The sequence below is a fragment of the Bradyrhizobium sp. HKCCYLS20291 genome, assembly GCF_051167715.1.
Lineage (GTDB): Bacteria > Pseudomonadota > Alphaproteobacteria > Rhizobiales > Xanthobacteraceae > Bradyrhizobium.
In genome coordinates this window covers 758,243-778,652 of sequence record NZ_JBNPTO010000002.1, presented here as the reverse complement: position 1 = coordinate 778,652, position 20,410 = coordinate 758,243, and the positions used below count along the sequence as shown (strand labels likewise).

Sequence of the window (20,410 nt, the reverse complement as noted above, 5' to 3'; positions counted from 1 at the left end):
TGACAGATTCATGACAGTCAAAAGCCTGATCGCCTCCGTCACCCAACAGGAAGACCTCAACTTCCTGCTCACCAACCGCGTGCCGCGCGCCGCGCTGACCCGCTTCATGGGCTGGTTCTCTAGAATCGAGAACCCGCTCTTGCGCGACGCCTCGATCGCGCTATGGAAGCTGTTCTCCGACCTCGATTTGTCCGAGGCCAAGGAGAGCGAGTTCAAGAGCCTGCACGCCTGCTTCACGCGCGAGCTGAAGCCCGGCCTGCGGCCGTTCGATCCCGATCCTGCCGTGGTGACAACTCCGTCGGACGGCATCATCGGCGCCCACGGACTGATCCGCGACGGCGAGCTCTACCAGATCAAGGGCGCACCCTATTCGTTGAAGGAGCTGGTCGCCGATCCCGCGGTCGTCGAGACCCATCGCAATGGCAGCTTCGTCACGATCCGGCTGACGTCGAGCATGTATCATCGCTTCCATGCGCCTGCGGATATGACGCTCGAACATGTCAGCCTGATTCACGGCGACGTCTGGAACGTCAATCCGATCGCGCTGAAGCGCGTCGAGCGGCTGTTCTGCAAGAACGAGCGCGCCGTGATTCGCACGCATCTCGCGACAGGCGAGCCGTTCACCATCGTGCCGGTCGCCGCGATCCTGGTTGCGAGCATCCGCCTGCATGCGCTCGACCGCGTATTGAATGCGCAGACCGAACGGCCGCTCTCTTATGTCTGCAACAAGCAGGTGGCGAAAGGCGACGAACTCGGCTGGTTCGAGCACGGCTCGACCATCATCCTGCTCGCGCCGGGCGACTTCACATTCGCTTCTGGCATCGCCGAGGGCACGAGGATCAGAGCCGGCCAGCCACTGTGGCGCAGGCGCGTCGCCGCGCCGTGAATGTGAGCTACTGGGAACCCAAGCTCGATTTCGCCGTTGCGCGTCGTCATGTCCTGGCGTTGAACTGGCGAATCAGCGGGCTGCAACCGGCAGCATGGGAGAGGCGATGGCGAGAGCGCCGATCGTGGCGGCAGGGGGCATCGTGCTGCGGCGGGAGCAACCGCCGCGGATTGCGGTCGTGCGCCTGCGCAAGCGCGACGAATGGGTGCTGCCGAAGGGCAAGCTCGACGACGGCGAGACGCCGCGGGATGCCGCCAAGCGCGAGGTGCTGGAGGAGACCGGCCACAAGGTGACCGTGCACGAATTCCTCGGCACGCTGGTGCACGATACCGGCACGCGCTCCAAGGTCGTGCACTACTGGCGCATGGAGGCGGCAGGCGAGGCGTCGCAGCCGCTGATGGACGACGTTCGCGCGGTGGACTGGCTGCCGCTCGACGCTGCGGTGGAGCGGCTGTCGCGCGATCACGAGAAGACCTTCCTGGAAACGGTCGGGCCCTACGCGCTCGCCGGGCTGATCCGCAAGACCCGCGCGAAGCCCGCACTCGAGCCGGCGAGCAAGGCGCCTGCAGAGAATGCGGCAGTGGAGAAGCCGGCGCCGGCCCGGCGGCGTCGCAGCCGCGTGACGGAGCAGCCGACTCCGTCGCAGCTCCCCGACGCTTCGGTTCCCGTGCTGGAGCCCGCCGCGGCGATCGTCGAGTCGACGCCCGAGCCCGTGCTGGAGCAGGCACCGATGCCCGCGGCTCCCGACATGACTCCGTTGCCGGTGCCGAGCGATCCAGTTGTCACGCAGCCTGACGCGCCGGAGCGCGTGCCGGCGGATCTCGCGCGCATCGAGGCCGTCGCCGCGGCAATCAAATCACTCGTGCCGCCACCGGCGGCACCGGCTGCCGAAAGCGGCCGTCAAAGCGAGGACCCGTCTCCGGCCATGCCACCCGCGGACGCGGGCGGTGCGTCGCGCGAGCATGCCGACGCGGCAGCCACGGACGCGCCGGACGGCCGGCCGCGCACCCTGGCCCAGAAGATGCGGGCCTGGCTCGGCCGCGCCGCCTGACCGCGGCGCGCATCTTCCTGAGACAGGCGCGCCTTCCGTCGTCCGAAAAATCGTTGAGAACCAATCGCGCCATGGCGGGTTGAAGGGGGTCCGTCAACGGAGACACCCGCATGAGCCCGTCGCGCGAGAGTGCCGCACCTCTGACCAAACCTGCACCGCTGTCCATCACGCTTCGGATCAATGGCGAGAGCCGGACACTGTCTGTCGCCCCGTGGACGACGCTGCTCGACCTCCTGCGCAATCACATAGATCTCACCGGCACCAAGAAGGGCTGCGATCACGGCCAGTGTGGCGCCTGCACCGTGCTGATCGACGGCCGTCGCGTGCTGTCCTGCCTGACGCTGGCGGTCATGAAGGGCGGCGCCGAGATCACCACCATCGAGGGGCTCGCCAAGGGCGATGAGCTGCACCCGCTGCAGCAGGCCTTCATCGACCACGACGCCTTTCAATGCGGCTATTGCACGCCGGGCCAGATCTGCTCGGCCGCCGGCCTGATCGCCGAGGGCAGGGCGAAGACGAGAGACGAGATCCGCGAACTGATGAGCGGCAACATCTGCCGCTGTGGCGCCTATCCGAACATCGTCGGCGCGATCGAGCAGGCGATGGGAGGCAGCCGATGAACAATTTCGAGTACGCGCGCGCCAGCGATGTCGCTGATGCCGTCAGGCTGAAGGCAGGCGCGCCCGATGCAAAGTTCATCGCCGGCGGCACCAATTTGATCGACCTGATGAAGTATCGGGTCGAGCAGCCCCCCCGCCTGATCGATATCAGCCGGCTGCCGCTGACCACGGTGGAGGAGACCAGAGCCGGTGGCGTCAGGATCGGCGCGCTCGTGCCGAACAGCACCTTGGCCTATCATCCCCTGATCGAGAGCCGCTATCCGTTGCTGGCGAGCGCGATCCTCGCCGGCGCCTCGGCGCAGCTGCGCAACATGGCCTCGACCGGCGGCAACCTGCTGCAGCGGACGCGCTGCGCCTATTTCTACGATGTCGCCACGCCCTGCAACAAGCGCAAGCCGGGCGCAGGCTGCTCCGCCACCGAGGGCCTCAATCGCAACCATGCGATCCTCGGCAGCAGCGCGGCCTGCATCGCCACCCATCCCTCCGACATGTGCGTCGCGCTCGCCGCGCTCGACGCCACGGTGCACGTTGCCGGGACCCAGGGCGAGCGCGTCATCGCCTTTGCCGACTTTCACCGGCTGCCCGGCGATCGCCCCGATCTCGACAACACGCTGCAGGCCGACGAGATCATCACCGCCATCGAGCTGCCGGCGCAGGGCTTTGCCGCGAACTACAGCTATCTCAAGATTCGCGACCGCCTGTCCTACGCGTTCGCGCTGGTCTCGGTGGCCGCTGCGCTCGCGCGCGATGGCGATCGCATCGCCGAAGCCCGCCTCGCGCTCGGCGGCGTCGCCCACAAGCCGTGGCGCAGCGAGGCCGCGGAATCGGTTCTGCGCGGACAGACGCCGAGTCCTGAGGCGTTCGGCCGGGCGGCGGACATTCTGCTGAGGGATGCGAAGCCCTACCGGCACAACGCCTTCAAGCTCCCGCTCGCCCGCCGCGCCATCATTCGTACGCTGACGCAGGCCGCGAACGGCACGCCGCAGATCCAATCCATCAAGACCATCCGGTGATCGCATGACAGCTCACATCGGCACTGCCACCTCCCGCGTCGACGGCCGCGCCAAGGTCACCGGAGCCGCAAAATATGCCGGCGAGTTCACCGCGCCCGATCTCGCCTTCGGCGTCGTCGTCAGCTCCACCATCCCGAGAGGCCGCATCGTCAGCATCGACAGCAGCCGCGCGCGAGCCGTCGAGGGCGTCATCGATGTGCTGACTCACACCAACCGCGTCCGCATGGCGGACAAGGATGACGGCTACCGCGACGAGGTCGCGCCCGAAGACGGCTCGCCCTATCGCCCGCTCTACGACGACCGGGTGCATTTCAACTTCCAGCCGGTCGCGCTCGTCGTCGCCGAGGATGAGGACATTGCGCGCTTCGCGGCGACGCTGCTCGAAATCAGCTATCACACCGAGGAATTCGCGACCGACCTCCATGCCAAACGCGAGCAGGCGTTCAAGGTCGACAAGCCGGTGAAGCCACGCGGGGATGCGACCAAGGCGCTGGCCGGCGCGCCCGTGCGTCACGACGCCGACTATGGCCTGCCGATCGAGTACCACAATCCGATGGAGCTCTACGCATCCACAGTGCTCTGGAGAGACGGCGGCAAGCTCGTGGTCTACGACAAGACCCAGGGCGTGCAGAACGTGCAGCGCTATGTCTGCAGCGTGTTCGAGCTGAAGGCCGAGGAGGTCCACGTGATGTCGCCGTTCGTCGGCGGCGCCTTCGGCTCCGGCCTGCGGCCGCAATACCAGGTCGCGCTCGCGGCTATGGCGGCGCTCAAGCTGAAGCGGTCGGTGCGCGTGGTGCTCAGCCGCGCCCAGATGTATGGCCTGTGCTATCGCCCGGCGACGATCGAGCGGCTGGCGCTCGGCGCACGCGAGGACGGCTCGCTGGCGGCGCTGACCCACGAGGCGATCGCCATGACCTCGCAGCACGAGGCGTTCTCGCGCAACGACATCGGCTGGGGCGAGGTGCTCTACACTTCCGAGACGTCGCGCGCGACGCATCGTCTTGCCAGGCTCGACGTGCCGACTCCGGGTGACATGCGCGGGCCCGGCGCCGCCAGCGGCGTCTATGGGTTGGAGTGCGCCATGGACGAACTCGCCGTCGCGCTGAAGATGGATCCGCTCGAGCTGCGGCTGCGCTGCTACTCCGACCGCGACCAGGACAAGAACCTGCCGTTCTCGAGCAAGCGACTGAAGGAGTGCTATCAGCAGGGCGCCGACGCCTTCGGCTGGTCGAAGCGCAATCCAGAGCCGCGTTCGATGCGCGACGGCCGCGAGTTGGTGGGCTGGGGCATGGCGAGCGGCGCCTGGGAAGCATTGCAGATGCCGTTTGCGACCCGCATCGTCATGACCGCAAACGGCCATGTCGAAGTGGCAAGCGCCACTTCCGACATCGGCACCGGTACCTACACGATCATGGCGCAGGTCGCCGCTGACATGCTCGGCGTTCCCATGGACAGCATCACGGTGAAGCTCGGCGATTCCAGCCTGCCGAAGGCGCCGGTCGAGGGTGGCTCGTGGACGGCGGCATCGATCTCGCACGCCATCGTCAATGCCGCCGACGATATTCGTGCCGAACTGCTGAAGATGGCCCAGACCATGCCGGACTCACCACTGCAGGGAATGACCGCCGACGCGGTGACCCTGGCCGACGGCGCCGTCGTCGCGATTGCCGACCGTAGCCGGTCGGTGGCGATGTCGGAGGTCATGCGCCATGGCGGCATGGACCGCATCGAGAAGGAGCGCGGCTCGGAGTTCGAGGACGACGACAAGCACGCCCATAACACGCATTCGGCGGTCTTCGCCGAGGTGAAGATCGACGAGGAGCTCGGCGTCATCAGGGTGACGCGCATCGTCAATGCCGTCGCGGCGGGACGCATCCTCAACACCAAGACGGCCGCCAGCCAAATCATGGGCGGCGTGGTCATGGGGATCGGCATGGCGCTGCACGAAGAAGCGCAGATTGATCATCGCTTCGGGCGCATCATGAATGCCAACATCGCCGAGTATCACATGCCGGTGAATGCCGACATTCACGACATCGAGGTGATCTTCGTCGAGGAGGAGGACCGCATCATCAACAAGATGGGCATCAAGGGCGTCGGCGAGATCGGCATCGTCGGCGTGCCCGCCGCGATCGCCAATGCAGTCTATCACGCCACCGGCAAGCGCGTGCGCGACCTGCCGATCACCTTGGACAAGCTAGCGGGGTGAGCGTAGGTAGATCTCGAACATGGTTGCCGCAGAGGCTGTGCCACGGCATCGCGGCTTGGTGCATGAACGCCACGGCTGCGACAAACTCGCCGCACTCTCTCCTTTGTTGGCGCGGTTGCCGTGACATTCTTCCACGCTTCCGCCCCACGCTGTCCGAATTGTCGGAGGACAAGCAGGCGCCGCCCGCCATGGGCGATTCACAGAGCAGGGCGGTCCGGGCATGGTCGACGGCAAGGTCAGGGCTTTCGTCAGATCCATTCGTGGAACGATCGGCGTCCGTCTTGTGGTGATGTGCGCGGGCCTGAGCCTCGCCGGCTGCGCCACCGCGCCGATGACGCAGAGCGGCGCGCTCCGCTCCTATCAGGCGCTGGCGGAATCGAACGGCGTGCTCGCCAAGTCGCTGCTCGACGTCAACAAGGATACGGTGCTCGCGGCCTCGACCATCCGCATCATGCCGACATCGTTTTCCGGGGAGGCGGGCGCGGTGCTCACCGTTGAGCAGCGCCAACTGGTGGCCAACGCGGTGGACCGTGCGCTGTGCCTCAATTTGAGCGAACGCTTCACCGTCGTCGCGCCGAACGAGCGGGCGGATCTGACCACGCGCACCTTCATCACCCAGGCCAGCCCGACCGATCCGGTCGCCGCGGGGGCTTCCAAGGTCGTCTCCGCGGTGTCCGGCGCGCTCGGCGTTCCCGTGCCGGTGCCGCGGCTGCCGATCGGACTCGGCAGTCTGACGATCGAAGCCGAAGCGCTCGATCGCAAAGGCCAGCAGCAGGCTGCGATGGTGTGGGCGCGCGGCGCCAACTCGTTCACCAACTCGCCGGTGCTGTCGCAGGCGGGCGATGCCTATGATCTCGCCGGTTCGTTCAGCGCTGATTTCGGCCAGATGCTGATCACGGGTGAAACGCCATTCGGCAAAGCCCCCAAGCTGCCATCGATCGACCGCATCGGCGCGGCCCTCGGCGGCAAGCCGAAGAACGCGGCCTGCGAAGCGTTCGGCCGGGACCCGGGCCTGATAGGCATGGTCGCCAACCGCCTCGGCGCCCCGCCCGAATGGGTCGACAAGGGCGCCGTCGCGAAGGACGCGCCGGCGGGGACGCAAATGGCGGCGAAGCGGTAGGGGCGGGCGCAGACCACGAAGATCCGGGACTAACAGGCGAGAGAGTCGCGCAGCAGCCTTTGGTGTGAGAGTCTGGCGGCGGCCGCGATGGCAGTGCGCCCCCTCGCCCCGTTCTTCACGGGGAGAGGGAGCATGCTGCCGTTGCGGTGAGCGCTCGACCATCGCTCTCATGGTCTCTTTTCTCATCTTCTCTCATCGAATTAGGGCCTATTCCTACTCCCTCGCCAGCGCCGTTGCCGGATCGAGCCGCGATGCGTTGCGGGCGGGCGTGTAGCCGAAGGCGATGCCGATGGCCATGGAGATCAGGGCGGAGCCGGCCATCGCGAGCGGCGAGTAGATCAGCTGGAAGCCGAGGTCGAGGGCATTGAATGCCGCGCCGAATCCGACGGCGAGGGCGAGCCCCAGCGCGCCGCCGAGCAGGCACACCAGTACCGCCTCGATCAGGAACTGCATCAGGATGTCGCTGCGCCTGGCGCCGACCGCCATGCGCACGCCGATCTCGCCGACGCGCTCCGACACCGACACCAGCATGATGTTCATCACCCCGATGCCGCCGACCAAGAGCGAGATCACGGCGATGGCCGCCACCAGCAAGGTCAGCACCTGCGTCGTGCTCTCGACCGTCTTGCGGATGTCGTCGGTGTTGAGGACGAAGAAGTCCTTGGCATTGTGCCGCGCCGTCAGCAGCGCCGTCGCGGCGCGCTCGGCCGTGGCCATCGGCGTCGCCTCGTCGACGCGAACACTGATGCTGCGCAGCACCTGGTTGCCGAGGAATCGCGCCTGCACCGTGGTGTAGGGCAGATACACGATCGGCGTCGAGCTGGAGCCGAACCCGGCCTGCTGCTGCTTGGTCACGCCGACGATCCGGCACGGCACCTTGCCGATCAGGATCACGCTGCCGAGCGGGCTGACATCCGGATCGGGAAACAGCGCCTTGCGCGCATTGTCGTCGATCACGGCATCCTGCGCATAGGAGCGCACCGTGTCGGCATCGAGATAGCTGCCCTCAGCGAGCTCGGTGTTCTTGACCCGGAAATACTGCTCGCCCACGCCCGAGATCTGCGCGCTGACCTCGGTCGCGCCGAAGCGCAGCGTGCTCGTCGTCGACACCGTCGGCGAAATCGCATCGACATAAGGCTCCTGCGCCATCACCCTGGCGTCGGCGAGCACCAGCGTCCTGATCTTGCCGGAGCGCGTGTCGCCGAAATCCTTGCCGGGAAAGAATTCGAGCGTGTTGGTGCCGAGCCGGTTGATGTCCTTCAGCACCCTGGCCTGCGAGCCGCTGCCGAGCGCGAGCACCATAATGACCGACGCGACGCCGATGATGATGCCGAGCATGGTGAGGAACGCGCGCATCCGGTGCGCATTCATGGCGAGCAGCGCCATCCGCGCCGCTTCCCGGAAGCGATCGACCTGGCTGCGCCACCACGACGACATCGCGGCGGGATGGTCCTCGACCGCTGCGGCCGGCGTCGTGACCGATCGCTGCGGATTGGGCCGATCGGAGATCACGCGGCCGTCCTGGATCTCGATGATGCGCCGCGCCCGCTGCGCCACACCGGCATCATGCGTGACGATGATGACCGTGCGTCCGGACGCGCTGATCTCGTCGAGGATGCGCAGCACCTCGTCGCCGCTGGCGCGATCGAGCGCGCCGGTCGGCTCGTCGGCGAGGATCACGTCGGGATCGTTGACGAGGGCGCGGGCGATCGAGACCCGCTGCTGCTGGCCGCCCGAGAGCTGCCCCGGCGTATGGCCGCTGCGGCTGCCCATGCCGAGCCGCTGCAGCAGCCGCTCCGCCTTGGCCCGGCGTGCCTCCGGCCCGAGTCCGGCATAGACGGCCGGCACCTCGGTGTTCTCAGCGGCGGTGAGCTCGCCGAGCAGATGATAGCGCTGGAAGATGAAGCCGAAATGCTCGCGGCGCAGCGCCGCCAGTTCGTCCGGATCGAGCGAGCTCATCTCGCGGCCGGCGATCCGGTAGCTGCCGGAGGTCGGCCGGTCGAGGCAGCCGAGAATGTTCATCAAGGTCGATTTGCCGGAGCCGGATTGGCCGATGATGGCGACCATCTCGCCGCGCGCGATCCGGATGTCGACGCCACGCAAGGCATGCACCGTGCTCTCGCCCGACGCGTAGCGCCGGCCGACATCCTGCAGGTCGATGAGGAGGTCCGCCATCACATGCCTCCGGCGTTGGGCGGCGGCGGCATGATCGTCTGCTTCGGGCCCTGGTCGGGCGCGGAGATGACGACGCGGTCTCCCTCGCGCAGGCCGGACGTCACCTCCGCCCGGATCTTGTTGTTGAGGCCGATCCGCACGCTGCGCTTCTCCAGCTGGCCGGCGCCGTCGAGCACGCGCACGGGATAGCTGCCGTCGGCCGCGGCGTTGCCGAGAGCGGACGAGGGGATGGTCAGCACGTTGCGGGCCTCGCCGAGCAGGATGTGGACCTCGGCGGTCATGTAGGTCATCAGCCGCCCGTCGGGATTGGCGATATCGAAGACGCCGTTGTAGTAGATCGCCGTGGAGGAGGACGACGTGCTAGAGCTCGACGTCGTGGTCGTGGTCGAGGAAAAGCTCGAATCGCTCTTGATCGATTCCGGGGCGGGCTCGATGGTGCCGAGCGTCGCCTGGTAGCGGCGGTCGGGATCGCCGAGGATCGTGAAGTAGACGTTCTGTCCGGGCCGCACCCTGACGACATCTGCTTCCGAAATCTCGACGCGCACGATCATGGTTTCGACCTGTCCGAGCACGACGATGGTCGGTGCCGATTGCACGGCATTCACGGTCTGGCCCTGCTGGGTGACGATCGACAGCACGGTGCCGTCGATCGGGGCCGTGATCCTGGTGTAGCCGAGATTGACGCGCGCGGTTTCGATCGCGACTTCGGCCTCGATGATCTGCGCCTCCAGCTGCGCGATCTGCGCCTGCGTCTGCTTCACGCTGGCCTCGGCGCTGTCATAGTCGGCGCGCGATGAGGCCTTCTGCGCCAGCGTCGTCTGCTGCCGCGCCAGATTGGCCTCGGCGAGCGTCAGCGTTGCCAGCTTCTCGTCACGCTGGGCGCGGACGTTGCGCAGGCTCGCTTCGTTGGTGCGCAGCGTATTCTGCTGCGTCAGGGAATCGATCTCCCCGATCAGATCGCCGGCCCTGACCTTCTGGCCAAGCTTGACATTGAGCGCGACCAGACGCCCCGATGCCTGGGCGCCGACCGCAACGAGTTTGACCGGCTTCAACGTGCCGGTGGCCAGCACCGTCTGCTCGATGTCGCCGACGGTGACGGGGGCCGTCACCAGGTTCGCGTTCGGATTGTTCCTGTATCTGTTGGCGATCAGGCCGGCGGTGAGTACCACGGCCAAGCCGATGGCGAGCCACGCTCGGCGGCGCGGTCGCTTCGGCCTCGTCGGCGACGAGAGGCTCGCATCCGTCGCGTCCGGCCGGGGCATTTGGGGCAGGGGTGCATTCATGGAACAGTTCGCTTTTGATGCTTGGAACGGCCCGTCACCTGGGCATCATGGTCTGTGCGAGATGTGGCCCCGTGCCCTCGTCGGTGATCTCGGGCGCCGAGCTGTCGACCGGGCCGGTCCAGCCGCCGCCCAGCGCCTTGGCCAGCGCCACGTAGTTCTTTGCGAGCGTGGCGCGGCTCGCGAGCAGGCTGTCCTCGGCGCTGAACTGCGAGCGCTCGGCGTCGAGCACGTCGAGGAAGGTGCTGGATCCCGTCTGGTACAGCGCGCGCGACAGCCGCGCGGCTTCGCCATACCGCCGCGCCGACTCGCTCAGGCTGCGGATGCGCAGCCGCTCCTGGCCGAGGCCGACGATGGCGTTCTCGACATCCTCCAGTGCGCTCAGTACGGCGCTGCGCCACGCCACGTGATGTTCATCGCGCTGCGCCTCGGCGATCTCGACGGCGGCGCGCAACTTGCCGCCGTTGAAGATCGGGACTGAGACGCTCGGCCCGATCGACCAGCCGATGGTCGAGCTCTTGCCGAGATCGCCGAGTTTCAGCGCCGTCGTCGAGACGGTGCCGGTCAGGCTGACGTCCGGGTACAGCGCGGCGGTCGCCTGTCCGATCTTGGCCGTGAATTGCGCGAGCTGGCGCTCGGCCTTGTGAACGTCCGGCCGCATCACCAGCACGTCGGCGGAAATGCCCTTCGGCAGTGGCAGGCGGGGCGAGGGGATCGGCAGCGTGCGCGCCAGCCGCTGGCTCAGCGCGGCGGGATCGCGGCCGAGCAGCACGCCGAGGCGGTGCACCGCCTGCTGATAGCTGCTCTCGTAGCTCGGAATGGTGGCTTCCGTGCTGGCGGCCAGCGCGCTCGCTCTGGCGGTGTCGACCGCGGAAGCCGAACCGGCCTCCTGCTTGCGCTCGGTGAGTGCCGCGGTCTCGCGCTGCGAGGCGGCGGTGCGCCGTGCCAGCGCCGCCCGCGCCTGGTAGGCACGCGCGTCGATGTAGTTCGAGGCGACGTCGCCGATGAGAGTCAGCAGCGTCGCGCGCAGATCGTCCTCCGCGGCGTCGACGCCGTAGGCCGCGGCTTCAACCGCGCGGCGGTTGGCGCCGAACAAATCGAGCTCCCAGCTCGAATCGAAGCCGGCCTGGTACTGGCTGTACGTCGTCGGCGCGATCGCGATGCCGCTCGTCGCCGTGCCGGCGCTGCGGGTCTCGGTTGCCGTGCCGGTGCCGCTCACCGACGGAAGCAGCGCGCCGACCGCCTGGCGTTGCGTGGCGCGGGCCTCGCGGATGCGGGCTTTCGCGGCCGCGACGTCGAGATTGCCGCCCACCGCCTCGCCGATCAGCCGACCGAGCTCCGCGTCGCCGAGATTGCGCCACCACTGCGCGAGCTTGAGTGCCTGAGCGGGCCGGCTGCGATCGCTGCTCCAGCGCTGCGGCGCGCCGAAATCCGGCTTGACGTAGTCGGGCCCGACGGCGCAACCGGCGAGCAGCGGCATGGCGAGACAGAGGGCGAGCAGGATGGGCTTCACGGGCTGAGGTTGTCGCGGTTGGGGCAGGACCGCGCTGGCCGAAGAGCCACGGGCTTCCTTGCTGATGCTTGTTTGATGCCGCGACCCTAGGCGCAGCGCCCATTGCGCAGGATTAAGTCGCGTGAAGAAATGTTTCCGCCTTAACAATACAGCTTGATTTTGCCACGATCGCAGGCCGGTTCAGGCTGTTCTTTTCGGCGCAGATCGACCATGTTCTGCGCATGATGTCGTCACACAATACCGTCGTGGCCGTCGACGCGAACATGCCGGCCGCTGCGCGCATCCTTTGCGTCGAGGATGATCGCGAGATCGCGGCGCTGCTCACCGAGCTGTTGCAGGAGCACGGCTTCGCGCCGCGCTTCGTGTCGTCAGCGGCGGCGATGAACGACGTCCTGCAGCGCGAGCAGGTCGATCTCATCATGCTCGATTTGATGCTGCCCGACGAGGACGGCATGAGCATCTGCCGCCGGCTGCGCCAGATCTCCACCGTGCCGATCATCATGGTGACCGCGAAGGGCGAGGACATCGACCGCATTCTCGGTCTCGAGCTCGGCGCCGACGACTACGTGGTCAAGCCGTTCAATCCGCGCGAGCTGGTGGCGCGCATCCGTGCGCTGCTGCGCCGCTCGCAACTGCATCCGGCGGTGATCGCCGCGCGCCAGGCGGCGATGAGCTTCGACGGCTGGCGCATCGAGCCGGCGACGCGCACGCTGTTCGATCCGGACCGCGTCAAGATCACTTTGACCAGCGCCGAGTTCGATATCCTCCTCGCATTCTGCCGCAACGCCGGACGGGTGCTGTCGCGCGAGCAACTGATCGAGCTGGCGCATGGCGGCCAGGCCGGTCCGGTCGAGCGCAGCATCGACGTTCACATCAGCCGCATCCGGCAGAAGATCGAGCCCGGCGCCAGGAGCTGGAGCCTGATCAAGACCGTGCGCCTCGGCGGCTACGTCTTCACGCCAAAGGTCGAGAGCCTCGATGAAGCCTGATCGCAAGACGTGTCCGCGGCTCGGCCTCACCACGCAGATCGTGACGCTGGCATCGCTGTCGGTGCTGTTCGGCATGGTCCTGATGATCGCCGCCGCGCTGATGTTCCTCGATCCGCCGGACGAGCAGGAATCGCCGGCCTACGGCGTCGCGCGGGTGGCCGAGGCGGTGCACTTCGTCCGTGCCGCGAACGATCCGGTGGCGGTGGAGAGCAGCCTGTCCAGCCTGCGCAGCTCCGGCATTCAGGTCGAGCTGGTGCCGCTGACCTCGCTGACGCTGCTGGCGAAGCCGGTACCGAACGTGCCGTTGACCTCGAAACTGGCGCGGCGCCAGCTCGCCGTGCTGCGCGACGTCACCTTGCTCCATGGCGTCAGCTACGGCGCGGCGCCGCCGACCCAGATCATCGTGCAGATCGACGGCGAGCGTGCGCTGGTGTTCGACGACGTGCCGCGGCTGGAGTTCTGGTCGATGGTGCTCAAGCCGGCCGCGGTGTTCCTGTTCCTCATCCTGATCCTCGGCGTGCTCTTGTCGATCTATGCGGCGCGCGCCATCATCCGGCCGCTGTCCGACGTGGCGCGCGCGGCGGCAGCGTTCGGCCGCTCGCCGGGCGCGCAGGAGGCTCTGAGCCGGCGCGGTCCGCGTGAGATCGTCCAGGTCGCCGAGGCCCTGAACGACATGCAGGCGCGCATCCGCGCGCTGCTCGACGACCGCACGCGGATGCTGGCGGCGATCAGCCACGACCTGCGCACGCCGCTGACGCGGCTGCGGTTGCGCTCCGAGCGGATCGGGCAGGGCGACATGCGCAGCGCCATGCTGCGCGACATCGACCAGGTCAGCCGCATGCTCGACGAGACGCTCGATTACTTACGCGACGACACCAAGGCCGAGCAGCCGGCGCGCATCGAGCTGGCGAGCCTGTTGGAAACGATCTGCTGCGACTTCGCCGATGTCGGCCACGCCGTCAGCTTCGACGGACCGTCGCGGCTGGTCTGCGAGGGCCGGCCGCGCGCGCTGTCGCGCGCCGTCACCAACGTGGTCGAGAACGCCGTCAAGCACGGCAGCGAGGTGGTGGTGAGCCTGTCGGCCGCGTCCGACGGCATGATCGCGATCGAGGTCGCCGATGACGGCCCGGGCATTCCGCAGGCCTTGCAGGCGCGCGCGCTGGAGCCGTTCGTCAAGCTCGACCAGGCGCGCTCGGCGGGCGGCTTCGGCCTCGGCCTGTCGATCGCGCAGGAGATCATGAAGAAGCACGATGGCGGCATCGCCTTGATGCCGAACACGCCGCGCGGCCTGCGCGTGCGGCTGTCGTTGCCGCTGCGGGCCGTACTGCCGGCCCCGGCTGTCGCGGCCAAGGTGGCGTGAGCGGTCGCCGACGAGACAAGGCCCCGCCGGTATCGAACCGGCAGGGCCTTGGCGCTTGCTGACGTCGAGGGAGAGCGTCAGCCGACGCGTTTCCAGGTCGGCGTCAGCCGACGCGTTTCCAGGTCGGCGTCAGCCGACGCGCTTCCAAGTCTGGCCGCCGCAGAACAGGCCGCCGAAGGCGCAGCCCTGCACCCGCAAGGTGGTGGCGTTCTTCAGCACGATCGTGGAGTCGTAGTTGCCGCCGCCGTCCGGATCATGGATGCGGCCGACCCACTTGCTGTCCTTCGGCTTCATGTTGATCAGGATCTTCTCGCGCGTCTTCTCGGCAAAGCCGCAGATGTTGGCGCCGCACGGCTCGATCACGACGTTGCCCTTGCCGCCTTCGGTGGCCCAGAGGCCGAGCGGCGAATTGGGATCTGCGGCCGGCGCCGGAGCCGGCTGAGCGGCGGGTGCAGCGGCCATCGTGGTCGGGGCCGGTGCCGCAGCGGCAGCTGGCGCGGCCGCGACGGGCTGTGGGTCCACCGGCGCGGTGGCCGTGATCGGTGCCGGCGGCACCGGCATCTGCACCGTCGTGCTGGAGACAGCCGGTGCGGTCACGGCCGGCGCCGGCGGCGTGACGGCCGGGGCGGCCGCGACGGGCGCGGGCGGCGCAGCCGCGGGAGCTGCGGCCGGAGGCACGGCGGCCGGCGGCGCCGACGCCGCTGCGCTGGTCGCCGGCGGATCGTCGTCGTCGAGCTTGGACGTCAGGCCGCTGAGATCGACGCCGGAGACCTGCAGGCAGGACAGCGACTGACAGTTGCGCGGCACGGTGACGCGGATCTTGTGGCCGTCGAAGTTGAAGGCGATCGAGCTGCCGGCGTGCGCGGCGCTGCTCGCGACCAGAATGGCGGCTGCGGCCAGAAAGATGGTCTTCATGTTGGAGCTCCCTCGAGCGTCGTGAACCTGAGGGAACCCTAGTCGCGTCGGCCGTCCCGCTTCCGTGATGCAGGTCACGCTCGCAGCTGGAGCGCGCTCCGCCGATCAAGTTCGCGTGTGACGCAGTCTCAGAGCAGTCCGACCACGATCGCGCCGACGAAGGCGAACGCGGCATAGGCCGCCACCATGCTCAGCCGACCTGCAGGGATCATGACACGGCTCCCGTTTTCACACCACCTGCGCTGTGCAGCGCGCGATGATGATAGGCGATTGCGCGCGGCAGAAAAGGCAGCGCGGCTGCCGCTTCCATCGCGGTCGGGGTGATCCGCTGCTGCGATGGTTTCTGCGCCGTCAACAGACGGCATTGACAGGTCCTTAAGCAAATTGCCGCAAACCTCCGCAGATGACGCGCGGAGTTCGTTTGTATCTCGTCGGCTCCATCGTCCTTGTTTCGCTTGCGGGGTGCGGCCGTGGATTTTTCCAGGAGCGCGAGCCGTGGCGGGCCGAGGCCGAGATCGCCTGCCTGAAATCCGGTGCGGTGAAGGAGGGCGCGGACATCGTCCGCATCGAGCCGATCTCCGGGCCCGGCATGTGCGGCGCAGACTATCCGCTGAAGGTGGCCGCGCTCGGCGAGGCCGCCGCGAGCTACGGCTTCGCCGACGAGAGCCTGCGCCCGCCTGCGGCGATCGGCGGCCAGCCGCGCTGGCCGGTCAACCGGCAGCCGCAGTCTTACCCCGCGCCATCCTATCCGCCACCGGTCGCACAGCCGCAGACCGCCTATTCATCATCGCGCGCGGCCTATCCGGGCCCGGCGTCACCGCCGCCGTCCTATGGCGCGCCTGGCGCGCCGCTGCAGCTCGAGCCCCCCGCGGATGAGGACGACGTCGCGCTGCCGCCCGATCCGTCCTCTCCCGGCTCGCTTTATCGCAGCCAGCCCGTCGCGCCGCGCGCGGCCTATCCGCCGCCGGACACGCCGCCGCGGCTCGGACCTTCACGCGATCCGGTCGGCAGTGTCGGCCCGGTCGCGGTGAAGCCGACCGCCACGCTCGCCTGTCCGATCGTCTCGGCGCTCGACCATTGGCTCGCGGAGTCGGTGCAGCCGGCGGCGCAGCGCTGGTTCGGCACCAAGGTCGTCGAGATCAAACAGATCTCGGCCTATTCCTGCCGCGGCATGAACGGCAATCCGAGCGCGCACATTTCCGAGCACGCGTTCGGCAATGCGCTCGATATCGCCGCGTTCACCCTGGCCGACGGCCGCCGCATCACCGTCAAGGACGGCTGGATCGGATTGCCGGAAGAGCAGGGCTTTCTGCGCGACGTCCAGGGCGGCGCCTGCCAGCAGTTCACCACCGTGCTGGCGCCCGGCTCCAACGTCTATCACTACGACCACATCCACGTGGACCTGATGCGCCGCGCCAGCCGCCGGCTGATCTGCCAGCCGGCTGCGCAGTCCGGCGAAACCGTGGCCGCCCGCGCCCAGCAGCGCCGCTACGGCTATGGCCGGCGCGAGCCCGACGTGACCAGCTCGATTGCGTCCCGCAAGCCGGCCAAGTCGATCGGCCAGTTGATCGACGAGGAAGACGAGTACCGGGATTATTGAGAAGAGCGAATAGCGAATGGCGAGTAGCGAATCGGGATGAGGATGCATCCACTCGCTGCTCGCCAGTCACTCGTGCCTGTGCGCAGCTGTGGATTTCTCTCCCTCAAGATGTAGTGAAGAGTGCGTCCTGTCCCGCGCCGGAACGCAACGGCCGCCAGCGCGACGCGCGCGTTAAAACTTCGTTTACCAGCTTTGCCGTCCGCCATTGGCCGACACTAGACCTGCCACAGTCACCAGGAACAAGGCACGCGGGGTTCTGGTTGCTGCCGGAGTGGGAGAGGCGGAGATGGCATCGTATCGCATCAAGGCGATTGGCGCGGGCTTCGAGGTGAGCTCGGAGGAGCATGCCGTGCTGGTGTGCCGATCCTTGAAAACCGCCCGCCGCGCCGTCGCCGACGCGCACCGGCTGGAGCAAATGCCGCCGAAGCCGATCCCCTGGCGGGTGCCGCCGGAGAGCGAGCAGGCGGCCGCTGCGGAGAATGCCGCGTGCGACGATGTCACGGACTACGATATCGCGATCGTGACGGATGGCCCGCCGTTGTGCTGCTGACTAGCGGGTGCGAAACCGGCAGAACTGGAACTGCTGCACTGAGCCCCATGGCGTGCGATGCGCCTCGGTGCAGCTGTCCTGAAGTAAGAAGGCATCACCGAACGTTGCGGCGAGGCCGGCTGCATCGTAGCGCACCACCGGCAGCCCGCTGCACTTCTCCGGACCGTCGGGTGCAAACGTGCCGATGATCACGGCACCGCCGGGTGCGACGGCTGAGCGCAGCCGCGCGACGTAGGCGGCACGATCATTGGCCTCGGTGAGGAAGTGGAACGCGGCACGGTCGTGCCAGACGTCGTAGCTCGCGTGTGGCATCCACGACGTCACGTCGGCTGTGATCCAGTCGACCGCAGTTGCGGCCGCGCCCAGCCGATGACGCGCGGCGGCCAGCGCCGCCTCGGAAAGGTCCAGCACCGTGAGCGCGCGGTATCCGGCCGCAAGCAGCGCATCGACCAATCGCGAAGCGCCGCCGCCAATGTCGATGATGCGCGACGAAGGTCCGGCACCGGCCTCCCGGATCAGCCGGAGCGACGTGGCCGGATCGTCCTGATACCAGCTGACCTCGGTCTCTGCCTTGGTGGCGTAGACGGTCTGCCAATGGGCGGTGCGGTCGGACATGGTTTCTTTATCCCGAGGAGAGGCGCACATCATAGCACGCGACGTGCCCGAACTCTTCCTGAGGCGGTGGTCAACTCCTGATCGCAAGAGGGAGGAAACCATTGCGTGGTCGCGAGTGCGGCCTGCTTCAGAACGTCCCTGCCACCGTCACCCGGAACGTCAGCGGCTCGATCGGGTGCAGGACGCGGTCCATCACGCCGGCCTGGCAGACCTGGGCCGGCAGCCCCGCCGGCGCGCTGCCGTAGCAATCGTTGTAGAGCTTGTCGGCGGGCAGCTTCAGCAGCGAGCCGTAGCCGTAGGAAATCTGGTTGGCCTTGGTGTTGAACAGGTTCAGCACGTCGAGCTGGATGCGCCAGCCATTGGCGTCGCGGAAGCCGATGCGGCCGTTGAACACGCTGGTCGCGGTGGAGCGGAAATAATTGTCCTCGGTGAGCGGCGTGGAGCCGAGATAGCGCCAGCGCAAGGACCCGAACCAGCCGGTCTTTTCGCCGAGGTTGATACCGGCCGAAGCGATCATGGACGGCGCGTTGGGGATGTAGTTGCCGGGCGCATTGCCGCGCAGCACCTCGGCTGGCGCGCCCAGACCGACGAGCTGGGCATAGGTTGCCGCCTGGTCGGTGTCCTCGCCGACGAAGCGGGCATGCGTCATTGCGAGGTCGGCGTCGATGTCGATCCACGACACCGGACGATAATGGTTGGTGAATTCGAAGCCGTAGCGCCGGCTCGGCCGGCTCGCCGCGGTGTCGCCGGCATCGCCGGAGAACAGGATCTCCGAATCCTGGTTGAGCATGAACAGGCTCAGCGAGGAGTCGAGGCCCGGAATGATGCGCGTGCGTACGCCGACCTCTGCGCCCTTGGTGCGGACCAGCAGCGGCGAGGAGGTCAGCTTGTTGGTCGGATCGGCCGGATCTTCGGTCGTCGTCGCGCCGCGAGCATCGTTGCTGTGCATGCCGTAACCGGCACCGAGAAAGAATTCGGTCTGGTAGAACGGCCCGAGCACCATGCGGAATTTCGGGCTGCCGAGACTGGCCGACGCATCGCCGGTGTTGTTGCCGTTGGTCAGCGAATAGACGTGGGTCTGATAATAGTCGCCGCGATAGCCGACGGTGGTGCGCAGCCAGTCGGTCCAGCGCACGGTGTTCTCGACATAGATCCCGACGCTGCCTTCGCCGACCTTGTCGGCGCGAACGACGCCGATGGTGCTGGGATCGGGATCGATGTCGGAGAGCAACACCCGCTGACGTGTGTTGCTCAGCGCCAGCGCGATGTTGTCGTAGCGTGTCTGCACACCGAATGTCGTCTCCATCGGGCGGCCGGCGAAGCTGCCGTTCAAGGTGCGCGACGCATTGGCGCCTAACATCAGCCGGTCGTCGTGCTGGTGAAACTGATCGCCATAGGTGGGATTGTTCAGCGCGTAGGTGAAGTTGTTGTAGAGGTCGAGCTGGCTCTTCACCACATAGGCGTTGGCCTTCCACGAGCCGGCCTCGTCCGACCCGGCGATGCGGCCGGACAGCGCGAAGCGGTTGGTCTTGCCGCCGTCGGTTGGATCGACGGCATCGTAGCGGCCGAGCTGGCCCGACGCGATGGCGCGCTCCGGCACCTGGTCGGTCGAGGTCCAGCGGTTCGCATAGGCCATGCCAGTGATCGAGAACCCATCGGTCGCCGTGCCCTGCGAATAGCGCATCAGGCCGTTGATCTTCCTGGCGTCGTCGGGCGTGGTCCAGGGACCGTCATAGCGGCCGGCTTCGCCGGCGATCAGAAGGTGACCGTCGCCGACATGCACCGAGTCCATGCCGAAGAAGCGGCGATAGCCGAAGCTGCCCGCCGTCATCTGCGCGATCGCCTTGGGCACGCTGTCGATCAGGCCGATATGCACGCTGCCCACTGAGGCGAAGTCACCCTCGTCGGCGAAGTAGGGGCCCTTGCGGACGTCGACGCGGCCGATCGTCTCCGGCATCAGCCAGTTGAGATCGGCATAGCCCTGGCCATGCGCATGGGTGCGCATGTTGACCGGCACGTCGTCGACGTGAAGCGCGAGGTCAGTGCCGTGGTCGAGATTGTAGCCGCGCAGGAAATATTGATTGGCTTTGCCTTCGCCGGAGTGCTGCGTGACGACCAGGCCGGGCACAGCTTCGAGGACCTCGCCGGGCCGGGTCGCGGGGCGGGCGTTGATGTCCCCGCCCGAGATCGTGGTCTCGCTGGCCATGCCCTGCGCCCGCGCCGGGCCGGAGCCGACATTCGGTGCCCCGGACACGTCAGCCGATGGCGCCGGAGCCGTATTCGCCATCCGTCTTGGCGCGCCCGGCTTCGGCGCCTCGCGCCGGACTTGGTGCGGCTTTGGCTTGCTCGTGCGCTTCGGCGCATCGACGTCGACCGTCGGCAACTCCGCAGGGGGACGCTCCGGATGCGCTTGCGCCTGCTGCGCCAGAGCCGCCATCAGCACTGCCACACTCGCCCCACGCCACCGCATCGCCACCAAGCCCCATCTCGGCATCGGGCGCGCATCGTCATCCG

General features: G+C 67.7%; 17 protein-coding genes. 10 read left to right on the top strand and 7 right to left on the bottom strand.

What is annotated here, in order from left to right; genetic code table 11:
• Positions 1-10: 10 nt before the first annotated feature.
• The 6 genes from asd to ACQR07_RS07650 all read left to right on the top strand — a co-directional run bounded on the left by asd (position 11) and on the right by ACQR07_RS07650 (position 6,899).
• Positions 11-886, top strand: coding sequence for an archaetidylserine decarboxylase (gene asd, locus ACQR07_RS07675; RefSeq protein ID WP_434901693.1), 876 nt, complete (start codon positions 11-13; stop codon positions 884-886).
• 106 nt (positions 887-992) lie between these two features.
• Complete coding sequence (locus tag ACQR07_RS07670) at positions 993-1,937, top strand: NUDIX domain-containing protein (protein ID WP_434901692.1); 945 nt, start codon at positions 993-995, stop codon at positions 1,935-1,937.
• A gap of 110 nt (positions 1,938-2,047) precedes the next feature.
• Positions 2,048-2,557 carry a (2Fe-2S)-binding protein gene (locus ACQR07_RS07665; RefSeq protein WP_434901691.1) on the top strand — a complete coding sequence of 170 codons (510 nt, stop codon included), beginning with the start codon at positions 2,048-2,050 and terminating at the stop codon, positions 2,555-2,557.
• A complete protein-coding gene (locus ACQR07_RS07660) occupies positions 2,554-3,570 on the top strand; it encodes an FAD binding domain-containing protein (protein ID WP_434901690.1) in 1,017 nt (338 codons plus the stop codon). Before ACQR07_RS07665 ends, ACQR07_RS07660 begins: the two co-directional genes overlap by 4 nt.
• A 4-nt stretch (positions 3,571-3,574) precedes the next feature.
• Positions 3,575-5,779, top strand: a complete 2,205-nt coding sequence (locus ACQR07_RS07655) for a xanthine dehydrogenase family protein molybdopterin-binding subunit (RefSeq protein ID WP_434901689.1) — start codon at positions 3,575-3,577, stop codon at positions 5,777-5,779.
• A gap of 220 nt (positions 5,780-5,999) precedes the next feature.
• Positions 6,000-6,899 (top strand): DUF3313 domain-containing protein, encoded by a 900-nt coding sequence (locus ACQR07_RS07650; RefSeq protein WP_434901688.1) that lies wholly within the window; start codon positions 6,000-6,002, stop codon positions 6,897-6,899.
• Positions 6,900-7,112: 213 nt separating this feature from the next.
• Here ACQR07_RS07650 and ACQR07_RS07645 read toward each other — a convergent pair whose 3' ends face one another.
• The 3 genes from ACQR07_RS07645 to ACQR07_RS07635 are packed head-to-tail and all read right to left on the bottom strand — an operon-like array spanning position 7,113 to position 11,867.
• Positions 7,113-9,074, bottom strand: a complete 1,962-nt coding sequence (locus tag ACQR07_RS07645) for a MacB family efflux pump subunit (protein WP_434901687.1) — start codon at positions 9,072-9,074, stop codon at positions 7,113-7,115.
• Positions 9,074-10,357, bottom strand: coding sequence for an efflux RND transporter periplasmic adaptor subunit (locus ACQR07_RS07640; protein ID WP_434901686.1), 1,284 nt, complete (start codon positions 10,355-10,357; stop codon positions 9,074-9,076). Before ACQR07_RS07640 ends, ACQR07_RS07645 begins: the two co-directional genes overlap by 1 nt.
• A 34-nt stretch (positions 10,358-10,391) precedes the next feature.
• The gene (locus tag ACQR07_RS07635) at positions 10,392-11,867 is read right to left on the bottom strand and encodes an efflux transporter outer membrane subunit (protein ID WP_434901685.1); all 1,476 of its coding nucleotides are present in this window, start codon (positions 11,865-11,867) and stop codon (positions 10,392-10,394) included.
• A gap of 221 nt (positions 11,868-12,088) precedes the next feature.
• Here ACQR07_RS07635 and ACQR07_RS07630 point away from each other — a divergent pair, with 221 nt between their 5' ends.
• Both ACQR07_RS07630 and ACQR07_RS07625 read left to right on the top strand, forming a co-directional pair.
• Entirely contained in the window at positions 12,089-12,856 is a 768-nt protein-coding gene (locus ACQR07_RS07630; protein ID WP_434901684.1) for a response regulator, read from the top strand.
• Positions 12,846-14,216: an ATP-binding protein gene (locus ACQR07_RS07625; protein ID WP_434901683.1), complete on the top strand. Its 1,371-nt coding sequence runs from the start codon at positions 12,846-12,848 to the stop codon at positions 14,214-14,216. The genes ACQR07_RS07630 and ACQR07_RS07625 overlap by 11 nt, the downstream gene beginning before the upstream one ends.
• 129 nt (positions 14,217-14,345) lie before the next feature.
• On the opposite strand, the gene ACQR07_RS07620 is transcribed toward ACQR07_RS07625, so the two are convergent.
• Together ACQR07_RS07620 and ACQR07_RS07615 are read right to left on the bottom strand one after the other, a co-directional pair.
• The gene (locus ACQR07_RS07620; protein ID WP_434901682.1) at positions 14,346-15,131 is read right to left on the bottom strand and encodes a DUF2147 domain-containing protein; all 786 of its coding nucleotides are present in this window, start codon (positions 15,129-15,131) and stop codon (positions 14,346-14,348) included.
• A gap of 128 nt (positions 15,132-15,259) precedes the next feature.
• Entirely contained in the window at positions 15,260-15,514 is a 255-nt protein-coding gene (locus ACQR07_RS07615; RefSeq protein ID WP_434901681.1) for a hypothetical protein, read from the bottom strand.
• A gap of 20 nt (positions 15,515-15,534) precedes the next feature.
• Between ACQR07_RS07615 and ACQR07_RS07610 the strand changes: the two genes are divergently transcribed.
• On the top strand, positions 15,535-16,731 hold the full coding sequence (locus ACQR07_RS07610) for an extensin family protein (protein ID WP_434901680.1): 1,197 nt from the start codon (positions 15,535-15,537) through the stop codon (positions 16,729-16,731).
• Between the two features lie 286 nt (positions 16,732-17,017).
• Positions 17,018-17,281 carry a hypothetical protein gene (locus ACQR07_RS07605; protein WP_434901679.1) on the top strand — a complete coding sequence of 88 codons (264 nt, stop codon included), beginning with the start codon at positions 17,018-17,020 and terminating at the stop codon, positions 17,279-17,281.
• Here the strand turns inward: ACQR07_RS07605 and ACQR07_RS07600 are convergent, their stop codons facing one another.
• Together ACQR07_RS07600 and ACQR07_RS07595 are read right to left on the bottom strand one after the other, a co-directional pair.
• Complete coding sequence (locus ACQR07_RS07600) at positions 17,282-17,896, bottom strand: class I SAM-dependent methyltransferase (RefSeq protein ID WP_434901678.1); 615 nt, start codon at positions 17,894-17,896, stop codon at positions 17,282-17,284.
• Positions 17,897-18,023: 127 nt separating this feature from the next.
• Positions 18,024-20,366, bottom strand: a complete 2,343-nt coding sequence (locus ACQR07_RS07595; protein WP_434901774.1) for a TonB-dependent receptor domain-containing protein — start codon at positions 20,364-20,366, stop codon at positions 18,024-18,026.
• Between the last annotated feature and the right edge of the window lie 44 nt (positions 20,367-20,410).